General features: G+C 70.8%; 12 protein-coding genes. 1 reads left to right on the plus strand and 11 read right to left on the minus strand.

Annotated elements, in window-relative coordinates; all coding sequences use genetic code 11:
• Positions 1-22 precede the first annotated feature (22 nt).
• The 4 genes from ACSU6M_RS27655 to ACSU6M_RS27670 form a co-directional block, all read right to left on the minus strand.
• On the minus strand, positions 23-1,072 hold the full coding sequence (locus tag ACSU6M_RS27655; protein WP_437073214.1) for an AAA family ATPase: 1,050 nt from the start codon (positions 1,070-1,072) through the stop codon (positions 23-25).
• The gene (locus ACSU6M_RS27660) at positions 1,069-3,237 is read right to left on the minus strand and encodes a trypsin-like peptidase domain-containing protein (protein WP_437073215.1); all 2,169 of its coding nucleotides are present in this window, start codon (positions 3,235-3,237) and stop codon (positions 1,069-1,071) included. The genes ACSU6M_RS27655 and ACSU6M_RS27660 overlap by 4 nt, the downstream gene beginning before the upstream one ends.
• On the minus strand, positions 3,238-3,603 hold the full coding sequence (locus ACSU6M_RS27665; RefSeq protein WP_437073217.1) for a CU044_2847 family protein: 366 nt from the start codon (positions 3,601-3,603) through the stop codon (positions 3,238-3,240). It abuts the gene before it with no gap.
• Positions 3,604-3,788: 185 nt separating this feature from the next.
• Positions 3,789-4,862, minus strand: a complete 1,074-nt coding sequence (locus tag ACSU6M_RS27670; protein WP_437073218.1) for an ADP-ribosylglycohydrolase family protein — start codon at positions 4,860-4,862, stop codon at positions 3,789-3,791.
• A 147-nt stretch (positions 4,863-5,009) separates the two neighbouring features.
• Between ACSU6M_RS27670 and ACSU6M_RS27675 the strand changes: the two genes are divergently transcribed.
• Positions 5,010-6,161, plus strand: a complete 1,152-nt coding sequence (locus tag ACSU6M_RS27675; RefSeq protein WP_437073220.1) for a glycerate kinase — start codon at positions 5,010-5,012, stop codon at positions 6,159-6,161.
• A 112-nt stretch (positions 6,162-6,273) separates the two neighbouring features.
• Here ACSU6M_RS27675 and pssA read toward each other — a convergent pair whose 3' ends face one another.
• The 7 genes from pssA to ccrA form a co-directional block, all read right to left on the minus strand.
• Positions 6,274-7,089, minus strand: a complete 816-nt coding sequence (gene pssA / locus ACSU6M_RS27680; RefSeq protein ID WP_437075380.1) for a CDP-diacylglycerol--serine O-phosphatidyltransferase — start codon at positions 7,087-7,089, stop codon at positions 6,274-6,276.
• Between the two features lie 22 nt (positions 7,090-7,111).
• Positions 7,112-7,768 carry a phosphatidylserine decarboxylase gene (locus tag ACSU6M_RS27685; protein ID WP_437073221.1) on the minus strand — a complete coding sequence of 219 codons (657 nt, stop codon included), beginning with the start codon at positions 7,766-7,768 and terminating at the stop codon, positions 7,112-7,114.
• A gap of 169 nt (positions 7,769-7,937) precedes the next feature.
• Entirely contained in the window at positions 7,938-9,143 is a 1,206-nt protein-coding gene (locus tag ACSU6M_RS27690; RefSeq protein ID WP_437073223.1) for an acyl-CoA dehydrogenase family protein, read from the minus strand.
• 3 nt (positions 9,144-9,146) lie between these two features.
• Complete coding sequence (locus tag ACSU6M_RS27695) at positions 9,147-9,659, minus strand: MaoC family dehydratase (RefSeq protein ID WP_247465757.1); 513 nt, start codon at positions 9,657-9,659, stop codon at positions 9,147-9,149.
• A 5-nt stretch (positions 9,660-9,664) separates the two neighbouring features.
• Positions 9,665-10,627 (minus strand): HpcH/HpaI aldolase/citrate lyase family protein, encoded by a 963-nt coding sequence (locus tag ACSU6M_RS27700; protein ID WP_437073225.1) that lies wholly within the window; start codon positions 10,625-10,627, stop codon positions 9,665-9,667.
• On the minus strand, positions 10,624-12,672 hold the full coding sequence (locus tag ACSU6M_RS27705) for a protein meaA (RefSeq protein ID WP_437073226.1): 2,049 nt from the start codon (positions 12,670-12,672) through the stop codon (positions 10,624-10,626). The genes ACSU6M_RS27700 and ACSU6M_RS27705 overlap by 4 nt, the downstream gene beginning before the upstream one ends.
• A 17-nt stretch (positions 12,673-12,689) precedes the next feature.
• Positions 12,690-14,027, minus strand: coding sequence for a crotonyl-CoA carboxylase/reductase (gene ccrA, locus ACSU6M_RS27710; RefSeq protein ID WP_437075381.1), 1,338 nt, complete (start codon positions 14,025-14,027; stop codon positions 12,690-12,692).
• Positions 14,028-14,379 lie beyond the last annotated feature (352 nt).

A 14,379-nucleotide genomic window follows, 5' to 3' on the forward strand; every position in this document is an offset into this window, starting at 1 on the left:
CCGTCCCCGGAGCGCACCCCGGCTACACCGTTCCGCCGAGCCGGTGCAGCACGGCCTCCAGCAGCCCTCCGGCATGCAGCTCGACGCCCCCCTTGCGCAGGAACACCGCGTTGAGCAGCTGGTCCGTGGCCAGCTCGCCCGATGCGCGGCGGTCGAGGAACGCGGCCAGCAGATCGTCCATGTCGTCGAGCTCCGCGTCCGCCAGATGCGCCCGTACGATGTCCAGCAGCCGGCCCTCGTCCGGCTCCCCGAGGTCCAGGCGCACACAACGCCGCAGGAACGCGGGCGGGAACTCCCGCTCGCCGTTGCTGGTGATGACGACCACCGGGAATTCCACGCAGCGCACCCGGCCCCGCACGACCGGCACCCGCACCCCCGGATCCGCGGTCATCACCTCGATACGGTCCTGCTCCTCCGGCAGCCGGGCCAGCTCGGGAATCTCGAACTCGCCCTCCTCGAAGACGGCCAGCAGGTCGTTGGGCAGGTCCACGTCCCCCTTGTCCAGCTCGTCGACGAGCAGCACCCGCGGCTGCCCCGAGGGCAGCAGCGCGGTGCCCAGCGGGCCGAGACGGACGTAGGTGCCGATGTCGGGGCCGCCCTGCCGCCGCCCCGTCCGCCCCCGCGGTTCCGGCGCTGCTCCCGGCCCGTGCGGCGGTTCCCCGGCGGCCTGCTCCCGGCGCAGGTTCGTCTCCCGCAGCCGCCCGATCGCGTCGTAGCGGTAGAGCGCGTCCTGGAGCGTCGAGCGGCTGTTGACCGGCCAGCTCAGCACCCGGCCGAGCGACAGCTCATGGGCGACGGCGTGCGCGAGCGAGGACTTGCCCGTGCCCGGATGGCCGGTGACGAGCAGCGGGCGGCGTAACAGCAGCGCCGCGTTGACCACGTCGGCCTCGGCCGGGCCGATCAGATAGGGCAGCGGCTTCGGCGCGCCGGGCCCGTCCTGCGCGGCGCCGAACCGCCGCCAGGGAGGAGCCTGCGGGAAGGTGACCTGCCGGGCCCGGCCGTCCCCGCGGAACAGCCGCCAGTCGTCGCCCGAGCCGTCCGGCCGGTCCCCGGCGGCCTGTGGTTCCGTCATCGGCTGAGTGCTCCTTCGTCGGGGTCGGTCAGCGGCAGGTCGGCGTCGTCACGGGCCAGACCGTCCCAGGTGTGGTCCTCCCACACCAGACAGGGGCGTGCCGGATGGGCCGCGGGGGAGGTCAGCGTCCGCACCCGGTAACGGTGGACCCGGTCCGGCAGTTCGTGCAGCGGCCCGGTCGGCGCGACCGGGGCGAGCCGTGCGGCATGGTCGTGGCCCTGCGCCTCGCGGTCCCACAGCACCACTGGTACGCCCAGCGCGAGACACAGGTCGAGGAGTTGGTTGCGCAGTTCGGGCGGGCCGTGCAGGACCACGTGGTTGGCGTCGAGGTGGGTGGAGCGCAGCAGGCCGGCCACCTCCCGGCTGTCGGCGTGGTCCCGTCCGACGACCAGGGTGCGGCCCCGCCCGTCGCCCCACCGGCGCTGCCGCTCGGCGTCCCGCTTGGGCACCTGCCGGCTCATCTCCGGGCAGCGCAGCGTCAGCCGGAAGGCGACACCGAGCGGCAGGCTCGGCTCGAACGCGTTGGGCCGGCCGGTCTCCCACTCGTCGACCGGCAGATGCAGCCCGGCGCGGTCCACCTCTATCTCCACCGTGGGCGGTTCCGAGCTGGTGTCGTGCTGAAGCCGCTCGGCGCCGTCGCGGATCACGGTGGCGACCTCCTCGGGCGTCAGCGGGGCGTCGCCCGCGACCGTGTCCATACGATGCCGGGATCCGTCCCGCCGCTGCTGCCAGAGCCGGCACCGGAACCGTCCCGGCGCGGCGGGACCGTACACCGCGAGCCGCGCCAGCAGCCTGGTCCGGGGAGCGGCCGGCAGACCCGCCCACTGCCGGGCGTCGGCCCGCCGCTGGTCCCGGGCCGCCGGATGCACCCCCAGCCGGCCGCAGACCCGGTCGCTCCAGTCCTGGAGCGCCTGCCGCCGCGGCTCGGGCAGCGCGGCGGCGACGAACTCCACGACATGCACCAGGGACGGCACCTGGGGGCTGTCCCGCGGCACGGGCTCACCCTCCAGACAGGACTCCAGTTCGCCGATCACCTCGCCCACCCGGTCGGGCCGCAGCACCCGCTCGCGCAGCGCCTCCGGCGGCTGGGTGAACCGCAGGGCCTCCTGCGCGGCCCGTGCGGGCAGGGTGTCGTCCCAGGCCGTGACATCGCGCAGCTGCTCCTCAAGGAACGCGTACTCACCGTGCGAGAGCAGTCCGGCGGCGTCCATGAGCCGGCCGTAGGCCAGCAGCGCGTTCAGCCGCTCCGGACGGGTCCCGTCGGGGCCGGTGACCAGGCATTCGGTCAGGGTCGGCAGCGCGCGGGGCGTGCTCAGCAACTCGTCGGCCAGCTCCTCGATCGTCGGCGCGCTGCCGTCCTGCGGCGCGTCGAGCTTCAGCTCCCGCGCCAGATGGCGGGCGGGCTCCACCCGCGCGGCCGGTACGGGCAGCAGCTCCCGCAGCGTGGTCACGAGCCCGGCGCCGACCGGGTCCTGCGGGGAGACCGCGCGGACCGTGCGGCAGGCGGTGACCAGGGCACGCGCACCGACCCGCTCCAGCTCGGCGCGCACCGTCTGCCAGGGCAGCGCCCACGCCCGCCGTACCGTGTCCCCGGCCCTCGGCGCACGGTCGGCGGTGGCCAGCCGGCCGACGACCAGGCCCACCGCCGTGCGTCCCGACGGCGTCCACAGCGGACCGCCGCTGAAGCCCGGACCGATCGCGGCACCCGAGAGCTCGCCGTCCAGATAGCCGACCTCCTGGTCGAGGAGTTTCATCTCCACGTCCGCGAAGGTGACCGGGTCGCCGCAGCCGTGCCAGGCCCGCAGCGTCTGGCGCGGGGCCATGTCCGTCCATGTCACGGGCGCCACCTGCTGCGGGGCCGGTTCGGCGAGCCGCAGGACGCACAGGTCCCCGTGCCAGACCGCGGTGCCGCTGCGGGGCGGCACCCACACCTCGATCCGTGCCCGTGACCGCGCCGCCCCGCGGGCGAAGGCGACCTCCAGGTCCGCGCCCGAAGGCCGTCCGGTGCTCAGCTGGGGCAGCCCCAGGGCCTCGTTGACCACGTGCGCGCACGTCAGCACCTGGTCCGGGGTCAGCAGTGCGGCGGCTCCGGCCGCGGCGGGCGCGCCGGACGCGTGGACGGACGTGACGGACACAGGCCCCGCGGAGCGCTGGAACCAGCTCACCTACGCTCCGTGCGGTTCTTGCCGCCAGGTCGCCGACACCTTCATGGTGGCCCTGCCCCCGGCACTGACGATGCCGAGCTTGAGATCCTTGCCCAGTTCGACCCCGAACTCGACCGTGAAGGACTCGGGCGGCTGCTCCGCCGCCGACACCGCCGCGTGGACCTCGTCCAGGAGCGGACCCAGCGGGCGCAGCGCTCCCCGCAGCCCGTCGGCGGCCAGCGTGGCGAGCCCGCCCCCGCCCGCGGCGACCGGGCTGGGCACGCCGAACTCCTCCGGCAGCCCCGAGGGCGCGGATGCTTCACCGACGGCGGCCACCTCGATACGGACGGCCGTGCCGGCCAGATCGAGTTCCAAGTACTCGGGCATGACGTCATTGTGCCGATCAGGGGCGGTGTCCGAGGGCCGTTTGCGACGGATCGTGCCGACGCCCTGCCTCCGCCCCTCCGACGCCCTGCCTCCGCCCCTCCGACGCCCCGCCTCCGTCCTTCCGACGCCCCGCCTCCGCCCCTCCGGCGCCCGGCGCGATCGGCGAGACACCCCTCAGACACCCCTCAGGCGTCCGCCCGCGCCAGGCGCAGGGTGCGTTCCGCCAGCTCGCTGATGCGCACGCCGTCGAAGCCGAAGACCGCGCTGCGCACGGTGTCCTCCAGCGGGTCCGTCCAGTGGGCGGGGATCGCCCGTGCGCCGGTCAGCACGCCCGCGACCGAGCCGGCCGTGGCGCCGTTGGAGTCGGTGTCCAGGCCGCCGCGGACCGTCAGGGCGATCGTCCGCGTGAAGTCGCCCTCGCCGTAGAGCAGACCGGCGGTGATCACCGCCGCGTTCGGGACGGTGTGGATCCAGTTCATGCCCGCGGTCTCCTCGGCGAGCGTGCCCAGCGTCTCCTCCCAGGACAGCCCGCTCTCGTGCAGCGACATCACCCGGCGGACCGTCCTGGCCAGCCGGCTGCCCCCGGGGATCACGGCGAGGGCCTCCTCCAGCGCGTCGCGCACGGCCGGCGCGGTGAACGCCGCGGAGATCAGCGCCGCCGCCCACATCGCCCCGTACACCCCGTTCCCGGTGTGCGACAGCACCGCGTCCCGGCGGGCCAGCGAGGCGGCCCGGCGCGGCGCGCCGGGGCTGGTCCAGCCGTAGACGTCGGCGCGGATCAGGGCGCCGATCCACTCCTGGTAGGGGTTGTCGTAGGTCGCGGTCAGGGGCGGCTTGAGCCCGTTGGCGAGATTGCGGTACGCCGCCCGCTCGGCCGTGAACGTCTGGAGGTACGGCAGCGACAGCAGCCACAGATCGCCGACCTGCTCGGTGCTGAAGCCGAAGCCGTACCGCTCCAGCAGATGCAGGCCGAGGATCGCGTAGTCGACGTCGTCGTCGCGGCAACTGCCGTGGATCCGGCCGCGTACGCACAGGCGCCACTCCGGGCGCAGGGCCAGGGTGTCGGTCTCGGAGACGGGCTCGGGGAGGTAGTCGGTCAGGGGGAGGGCGTCCGCCTCGCGCAGATAGCGGTCGATGCGGTCGCGGGTCCACACCTCGCCCTGCTCGACGGGCTTGCCGAGCATGTTTCCCACGATCCGGCCCAGCCAGCCGCCGAGGATGCGGTCGGCGAGCGTCGCGGCGGTGCGCACGGGGGTCATAGCTGAAGGTCTACCCCGTTCCACGGGCGGCCGCGCGGGTTCCACGCTGTGGAAGGGGGCATGACTCGGGCGCCGCCTTGAGGTTAAGGTCGCAGCGGCGCGACTGCCTTGACGTGCGCAAGGCTCGGAGAGCAAGGGGATTGCAAGGTGGCTGACGCTGCACAGGGGAGCACCCGCAGGGTGCTCGTGGCCGCGGACAAGTTCAAGGGGTCGCTGACGGCCGTGCAGGTCGCCGAGCGGGTGACCGCCGGGTTGCGCCGGGTCGTGCCGGACCTGGAGGTCGAGGCGCTTCCGGTGGCCGACGGCGGCGACGGGACGGTGGCCGCGGCGGTCGCGGCCGGGTTCGAGCGGCGAGAGGTACGGGTCGCGGGGCCCCTCGGGGACGAGGTGACCGCCGCCTACGCGCTGCGCGAGGGCACGGCCGTGGTGGAGATGGCCGAGGCGAGCGGGTTGCAGCGGCTGCCGGAGGGTGTCTTCGCGCCGCTGACCGCGTCCACGTACGGCTCCGGAGAGCTGCTGAAGGCGGCGCTGGACGCCGGGGCCCGCACGATCGTGTTCGGCGTCGGGGGCAGTGCGACCACCGACGGCGGGGCCGGGATGCTGGCCGCGCTCGGGGCGCGGTTCCTGGACGCGGACGGGGAGCCGGTGCCGCCGGGGGGTGGCGGGCTCGCCGCGCTGGCCTCCGCCGATCTGTCCGGGCTGGACCCCCGGCTGGCCGAGGTGGAGCTGGTGCTCGCCAGCGACGTCGACAATCCGCTGACCGGCCCGAAGGGCGCGCCCGCCGTGTACGGGCCGCAGAAGGGGGCCTCGCCGGAGGACGTGCGGACGCTGGACGCCGCGCTGGCGCACTTCGCCGAGGTGCTGGAGGCGGCCGTCGGGGGGAAGGCCGCCGAGTACGCGGCGTCGCCCGGTGCGGGGGCCGCGGGAGGCATCGGCTACGGGGCGATGCTCGTCGGGGCACGGTTCCGGCCCGGGATCGAGGTCATGCTGGATGTGCTGGGGTTCGCGCCGGCGCTTGAGCGGGCGTCGCTGGTGATCACCGGGGAGGGGTCGCTGGACGAGCAGACCCTGCACGGGAAGGCCCCGGCCGGGGTCGCGGCGGCTGCGCGGGCGGCCGGCAAGGAGGTCGTCGCGGTGTGCGGGCGGCTGGCGCTGGCGCCGGAGGTGCTGGGGCGGGCCGGGATCCGGCGGGCCTACCCGCTGACCGACGTGGAGCCGGACGTGGCCAAGTGCATCGCGGATGCGGGGCCGATCCTGGAGCGGGTGGCCGAGTCGATCGCGCGGGATTTCCTCAGCTGAGTTCTTCTCGCCCCCGTCGGCGCTGAACGAGCCTCGTCCTCACCCGCCGGACGGGCAGGAAAAGGGCCCCGAGCTCGAAAGCTCGGGGCCCTTCTCTTCGTACCGTCGTCCGCTACGGCAGCTGTGCCGCCCTCGCCTCGCGCCGGTTGTCCCGGAAGTTGTTCACCCGGCGAGCCGTGGCGAACAGGGGGATGACCGCGCCCATGACGAGCTGCAGGGCGCAGCCGGTCTGGAGCAGGAGCTGGCCGCTGGGGGCGTCGAAGGCCCAGGCGGCGAGGAGGCCCATGCTGAGGACGATCCAGGACAGCATGGCCACGGCGAGGCGGCCCCGGGGCTTGGGGTACTCGACGCGGCTCACCATCAGCCAGGCGGTGCCCAGGATCGCCAGGAGCGTCGCCACGAAGGGCAGCTCAAGCAGGACGATCGAGACCACCGTCAGCGCGCCGAACGGCGACGGCATGCCCTGGAACGTGCCGTCCTTCACCGTGACGCACGAGAACCGGGCGAGTCTCAGCACCACCGCGAGCAGGACCACGATCGCGCCGACCGCGGCCACCCGCTGGTGGGCGTCGTCGGCGACCATGCCGTAGACCAGGACGAAGTACGCCGGAGCCAGACCGAAGCTGATCAGGTCCGACAGGTTGTCCAGCTCGGCGCCCATGGGGGAGGAGCGGAGCTTCCTGGCCACCAGGCCGTCGAACAGGTCGAAGACCGCCGCGCAGAGCATCAGGATGACCGCCGTGGCCGCGCTGTGGCGGGCCATGCCGGTCTCCTGGCTGCCGGTGAGGTGCGGGATCAGGATGCCGGTGGTGGTGAAGTACACCGCCATGAAGCCGCACGTGGCGTTGCCCAGGGTGAGGGTGTCCGCTATCGAGAGGCGGAGCGAGAGAGGCATCTCCTCCTCGTCCGCCTCCTCGGCCTCGGGCACCCACCCGGTCTGGGTCTCCGGGTCAATCACGGTCAATGCGAGTCACCCCAGCCACGGTCTTCTGACCGACCTCGACCGCCACCTCCACGCCCTCCGGGAGGTAGAGGTCGACACGCGAGCCGAAGCGGATCAGACCGATGCGCTCGCCCTGCTCGACCTTCGTGCCCTCCGGCAGGTAGGGGACGATACGGCGGGCCACCGCGCCGGCGATCTGGATCATCTCGATGTCGCCGAGCTCGGTGTCGAAGTGCCAGACGACCCGCTCGTTGTTCTCGCTCTCCTTGTTGAAAGCGGGAACGAAGCCGCCCGGGATGTGCTCGACCGACGTCACCGTGCCCGCGAGGGGCGCGCGGTTGACGTGGACGTTGAGCGGGCTCATGAAGATCGCGACGCGGGTCCGCCCGTCCTTCCACGGCATGATGCTCTGCACCACACCGTCGGCGGGGGAGATGACCCTGCCCGTGGCGATCTCGCGCTCGGGGTCGCGGAAGAACCACAGCATGCCCGCCGCGAGAGCGGTGGCGGGCACGGCGACGGCCTTCGCGACGCCGGAGCGGCGCGAGCGGGCCAGGCTGAGTGCTGCGGTGGCGACGGTCGGGAGAAGCCACGGCGATGCTCCGCGCGCGAGGCGTACGCCGACTCGGCTGTCGCGTGGTGCAGAGGTTTGGCTGTGGGGCATGGATGACCTTCGTAGCGGATGATGCCGCGCATGAGGGGGGACGGCGGCTTTCCGGCGATCGTAGCGGTTAAGGGCCGCAACTGGGTAAGCCAGGAAGCCGAGTCGGCAGCCGAGGAGTGCCTACGGGGTGTGATCTTCTTCTCGAAGAAAACACCCCGTTTCCGGACAATCAGCCCTGGAATCGATACTCTTCGAGCAGCCTGCGCCCGATGATCATTTTCTGGATCTCGGCGGTACCTTCACCGATGAGCAGCATCGGGGCCTCACGGTAGAGGCGCTCGATCTCGTACTCCTTGGAGAAGCCGTAGCCGCCGTGGATCCGGAAGGCGTCCTCGACGACCTCCTTGCAGTACTCGGAGGCGAGGTACTTCGCCATCCCTGCTTCGAGGTCGTTTCGCTCCCCGGAGTCCTTTTTGCGCGCCGCGTTCACCATCATCGCATGCGCGGCCTCGACCTTGGTAGCCATCTCGGCCAGCTTGAACTGGATCGCCTGGTGCTGGGCGATCGGCTTGCCGAAAGTGTGACGCTGCTGGGCGTACTGGACACCCAGTTCGAAGGCACGCTGAGCGACGCCGCAGCCACGCGCCGCGACATTCACGCGGCCGACCTCGACCCCGTCCATCATTTGGTAAAAACCTCGTCCGGTGACCCCGCCGAGCACCCGATCGGCCGGAATCCGCAGGTTGTCCATGATGAGCTCGGTCGTGTCGACGCCCTTGTAGCCCATCTTGTCGATCTTGCCGGGGATGGTGAGGCCCGGACGGACCTCGCCGAAGCCCGGCTCCTTCTCCACGAGGAAGGTCGTCATCGACTTGTGGGGCGCGGTGCCCTCGGGGTGTCCTTCGTCACTTCGGACGAGGACGGCCACGAGCGAGGACGTACCGCCGTTGGTGAGCCACATCTTCTGGCCGTTCAGGACGTACTCGTCGCCGTCCTTCACCGCCTTCGACGTGATCGCCGACACATCGGAGCCCAGGCCCGGCTCCGACATCGAGAAGGCGCCGCGGATGTCGCCGGCCGCCATCCGGGGCAGGAAGTGGTCCTTCTGCTCCTGCGTGCCGTGCTGCTTGAGCATGTACGCCACGATGAAGTGCGTGTTGATGATGCCGGACACCGACATCCAGCCGCGGGCGATCTCCTCGACGCAGAGGGCGTACGTCAGGAGGGACTCGCCCAGACCGCCGTACTCCTCGGGGATCATCAGGCCGAAGAGGCCCAGTTCCTTCAGGCCGTCGACGATCGCCTGCGGGTACTCGTCGCGGTGCTCCAGCTCGGTGGCGACCGGGATGATCTCCTTGTCCACGAAGTCGCGGACGGTGGCGAGGATCTCCTGCTGGACGTCGGTCAGACCGGCGGTCTGGGCGAGACGGGCCATCGCTTACTTCCCCTGTTCCTTCAGCTCGGGGCGGCCCGGCTGCTCGCCGCCGCGCTCCTTGATGTACGTCTCGGTCGGCACCATCACCTTGCGGCGGAACACGCACACCAGCGTGCCGTCCTGCTTGTAGCCCTTGGTCTCGACGTAGACGATCCCGCGGTCGTTCTTCGACTTCGACGGCCACTTGTCCAGCACGGTCGTCTCGCCGTAGATGGTGTCGCCGTGGAAGGTCGGCGCCACGTGCTTCAGCGACTCGATCTCCAGGTTGGCGATCGCCTTGCCGGAGATGTCCGGGACGGACATGCCGAGCAGCAGGGAGTAGATGTAGTTCCCGACGACGACGTTCTTGCCGAAGTCCGTCGTCTTCTCCGCATAGTTCACGTCCATGTGGAGCGGGTGGTGGTTCATGGTGAGGAGACAGAACAGGTGGTCGTCGTACTCGGTGACCGTCTTGCCCGGCCAGTGCTTGTACGTCGCCCCGACCTCGAACTCCTCGTAGGTGCGTCCGAACTGCATGCGCGTCACGCCTCCGGGATCTCGAACTTGCTGGTGCGCTGCATGCCGGCGGCGCGTCCCTTGCCCGCGATGACCAGGGCCATCTTGCGGCTGGCCTCGTCGATCATCTCGTCGCCGAGCATCGCCGAGCCCTTCTTGCCGCCCGCCTCGGACGTGTAGTAGTCGTACGCGTCCAGGATCAGCTCGGCGTGGTCGTAGTCCTCCTGCGAGGGCGAGAAGATCTCGTTGGACGCCTCGACCTGGCCCGGGTGCAGCACCCACTTGCCGTCGAAGCCGAGGGCGGCGGCGCGCTGGGCGACCGCGCGGTAGCCGTCGACGTTGCGGATCTGCAGGTAGGGGCCGTCGATCGCCTGGAGGTTGTTGGCGCGGGCGGCCATCAGGATCTTCATCAGGATGTAGTGGTAGGCGTCCGCCGGGTAGCCGGGCGGCTGCTCGCCCACGACCAGCGACTTCATGTTGATGGACGCCATGAAGTCGGCCGGGCCGAAGATGATCGTCTCCAGGCGCTGGGACGCCTGGGCGATCTCGTTGACGTTGTTCAGGCCCTGCGCGTTCTCGATCTGCGCCTCGATGCCGATCTTGCCGACCTCGAAGCCCATGGTCTTCTCGATCTGCGTCAGCAGCAGGTCGAGGGCGACGACCTGCTGGGCGTCCTGGACCTTCGGCAGCATGATGCAGTCGAGGTTCTGGCCGGCGCCCTCGACGACGGTGACGACATCGCGGTACGTCCACTCGGTCGTCCAGTCGTTGACGCGCACGACCCTCGTCTTGCCCGTCCAGTCGCCCTCGTTGAGGAACTTGACGATGGTGTGGCGCGCCTCGGGCTTGGCCAGCGGGGCGCAGGCGTCCTCCAGGTCCAGGAAGACCTGGTCGGCGGGGAGGCCCTGGGCCTTCTCCAGGAAGCGCGGGTTCGAGCCCGGTACCGCCAGGCAGGAACGCCGGGGGCGAAGGCGGTTGACCGTGGTCATGCGGGGACCTCCAGAGGGTCGAGCTTGTTCGCTTTCCGGATCTCGTCGACGATGCGGCCGATGATCCCGGTGATGTCGAAGTCCTTCGGGGTGAAGACGGCGGCCACTCCGGCTTCCTTCAGCTGCTCGGCGTCACCGTTCGGGATGATGCCACCTGCGATCACGGGTATATCTGTGGCACCGGCCACACGGAGGCGTTCCAGGACGTCCGGGACCAGCTGCGCGTGCGAGCCGGACAGGATCGACAGGCCGACCGCGTGCACGTCCTCGGCCAGGGCCGCGTCCACGATCTGCTCGGGCGTCAGCCGGATGCCCTGGTAGACCACCTCGAAGCCCGCGTCGCGCGCCCGCACGGCGATCTGCTCGGCGCCGTTGGAGTGCCCGTCCAGGCCCGGCTTGCCGACCAGGAAGCGCAGCTTGCCCACGCCCATCTCCTGGGCCGTCAGCTCCACCTTGCGGCGCACCTCGGCGAGCGCCGAGCCCGCCTCCGCCGGGATGGCGACCGGCGCGGAGGACACGCCCGTCGGGGCGCGGAACTCGCCGAAGACCTCGCGCAGCGCCCCGGCCCACTCGCCGGTGGTGACACCGGCGCGGGCGCACTCCAGGGTGGCCTCCATGAGGTTGTCGGTGCCCTTCGCGGCCTCCTTCAGCCGCTCCAGCGCCTTGCACGGGCGCGGGTGGTTGAAGGGCGGCTGGTAGCGGGTGTCCCGCCAGTGCTGGAGCGAGGCGATGACCTGCGCCTCGACCGCCGGGTCGACCGTCTGGATCGCGGTGTCCAGGTCGGCCGTCAGCGGGTTCGGCTCGGTCGTCTCGAAGATGTTGACGCCGACGATCTTCTCCTCGCCGGACTCGATCCGCGCCCGCCGCTCGGCGTGCGAGGCGACCAGCTGCGACTTGAGGTAGCCGGACTCGACGGCGGCCATCGCGCCGCCCATCTCCTGGATCCGCTCGATCTCCGCGAGCGCGTCCTCGACGAGCTGGGAGACCTTCGCCTCGACCACCTTCGAGCCCTCGAAGATGTCGTCGTACTCCAGCAGATCGCTCTCATGGGCGAGCACCTGCTGGATGCGCAGGCTCCACTGCTGGTCCCAGGGCCGGGGAAGCCCCAGCGCCTCGTTCCAGGCCGGCAGCTGCACGGCCCGCGCGCGGGCGTCCTTGGAGAGGGTCACCGCCAGCATCTCCAGCACGATCCGCTGGACGTTGTTCTCCGGCTGCGCCTCGGTCAGGCCGAGGGAGTTGACCTGGACGCCGTACCGGAAGCGGCGCTGCTTGGGGTTCTCGATGCCGTACCGCTCGCGCGTGATCTGGTCCCAGATCCGCCCGAACGCCCGCATCTTGCACATCTCCTCGATGAAGCGGACACCCGCGTTCACGAAGAAGGAGATGCGGGCCACGACGTCCCCGAACTTCTCGGCGGGGACCTGCCCTGAGTCGCGTACGGCATCGAGAACCGCGATCGCGGTGGACATCGCGTACGCGATCTCCTGGACCGGTGTGGCGCCCGCCTCCTGCAGGTGGTAGCTGCAGATGTTGATCGGGTTCCACTTCGGGATGTGGGAGACCGTGTAGGCGATCATGTCCGTCGTCAGCCGGAGTGAGGGCCCCGGCGGGAAGACGTGCGTCCCCCGCGACAGGTACTCCTTGACGATGTCGTTCTGGGTCGTGCCCTGGAGCTTGGTGATGTCCGCGCCCTGCTCCTCGGCGACGACCTGGTAGAGCGCCAGCAGCCACATGGCGGTGGCGTTGATCGTCATCGAGGTGTTCATCTGCTCCAGGGGGATGTCCTGGAACAGCCGGCGCATGTCACCGAGGTGCGCGATCGGCACACCGACCCGGCCGACCTCGCCGCGGGCGAGGATGTGGTCGGAGTCGTAGCCGGTCTGGGTCGGCAGGTCGAAGGCGACCGACAGACCCGTCTGGCCCTTGGCGAGGTTGCGCCGGTACAGCTCGTTGGACGCCTCGGCCGTGGAGTGACCGGCGTAGGTGCGCATGAGCCACGGCCGGTCCTTCTCCCGCCTGCCTTCGGCGGGCTGACGCTCAGTCATCTATGACCCCGGGTGTCTCAGATGTTGCGGAAGCGGTTGATGGCGTCGATGTGCTGGGCGCGCATCTCCTCGTCGCGCACGCCGAGACCCTCCTCGGGGGCGAGGCACAGCACGCCGACCTTGCCCTGGTGGAGGTTGCGGTGCACGTCGTACGCCGCCTGGCCGGTCTCCTCCAGGGAGTACGTCTTCGACAGCGTCGGGTGGATCTTGCCCTTGGCGATCAGGCGGTTGGCCTCGTACGCCTCGCGGTAGTTGGCGAAGTGCGAGCCGATGATCCGCTTCAGCGACATCCACAGGTAGCGGTTGTCGTACTCGTGCATGTAGCCCGAGGTCGAGGCGCAGGTGGTGATGGTGCCGCCCTTGCGGGTGACGTAGACGCTCGCGCCGAAGGTCTCGCGGCCGGGGTGCTCGAAGACGATGTCGATGTCCTCGCCGCCGGTGAGCTCGCGGATGCGCTTGCCGAAGCGCTTCCACTCCTTGGGGTCCTGGGTGTGCTCGTCCTTCCAGAACCTGTAGCCCTCGGCGTTGCGGTCGATGACGTGCTCGGCGCCCATCTTCCGGCAGATCTCCGCCTTCTCCGGCGAGGAGACGACACAGATCGGGGTGGCACCGCCGGCCAGGGCGAACTGGGTGGCGTAGGAGCCGAGACCGCCGCTCGCGCCCCAGATCAGGACGTTGTCGCCCTGCTTCATCGCGGCGCCGTTGCGGGAGACCAGCTGCCGGTAGGCGGTGGAGTTCACCAGGCCCGGGGCCGCGGCCTCCTCCCAGGTGAGGTGCTTGGGCTTCGGCATCAGCTGGTTCGTCTTGACCAGCGCGATCTCCGCGAGCCCGCCGAAGTTGGTCTCGAAGCCCCAGATGCGCTGCTCCGGGTCGAGCATGGTGTCGTCGTGGCCGTCGGGGGACTCCAGCTCGACGCTCAGACAGTGCGCGACGACCTCGTCGCCCGGGTTCCAGGCGTTGACGCCCGGTCCGGTGCGCAGGACGACGCCCGCGAGGTCGGAGCCGATGATGTGGTACGGCAGGTCATGGCGCTTGGTGAGCGGCGACAGCCTGCCGTAGCGCTCCAGGAAGGCGAACGTCGACACGGGCTCGAAGATCGAGGTCCACACCGAGTTGTAGTTCACCGAGGAGGCCATGACGGCCACCAGGGCCTCGCCCGGGCCGAGTTCCGGCACGGGGACGTCGTCCAGGTGGATCGACTTGCGCGGGTCCTTGTCGCGGGTGGCCAGGCCCGCGAACATCTCCGTCTCGTCCTTGTGGACGGTGATCGCGCGGTACGACTCGGGGAGCGGCAGATGGGCGAAGTCGGCCGAGGTGGAGTCGGGCGACTGGATCGCGGCGAGGATGTCCTTCACGGTCACGGTGTTGCCTCCGGCGGTGAGCGCCCTGAGGGAGGGGCGCTGAGGGTTACGTCGGTGCTGCTGAGGGTGTGTGTGCGAGGTGCCGTCGGTTCGGCGGGTGTGCGGCAGCGCTTTGTGGCGCGGGAGGTTGCCTGTGACGCAGGCGTCCGGGTGGGCGGGCCTGTGGCGGCTCGCTGGGACAGTGCCCGGACGCCTTCAACGTATGACACCGCGTGTCACGTGACAAGGCACTGAGTGCCAGAAGTTGCTCTCAGATGAAATCTTTACGTAACAGATGAGCGATGATCGATCGAAAGCCCCTGGAGGGACGGTCGAAAACGGCTCCGGGCATGCCAAAACGGCCACC

The organism is Streptomyces sp. enrichment culture (genome assembly GCF_964272895.1).
Lineage (GTDB): Bacteria > Actinomycetota > Actinomycetes > Streptomycetales > Streptomycetaceae > Streptomyces.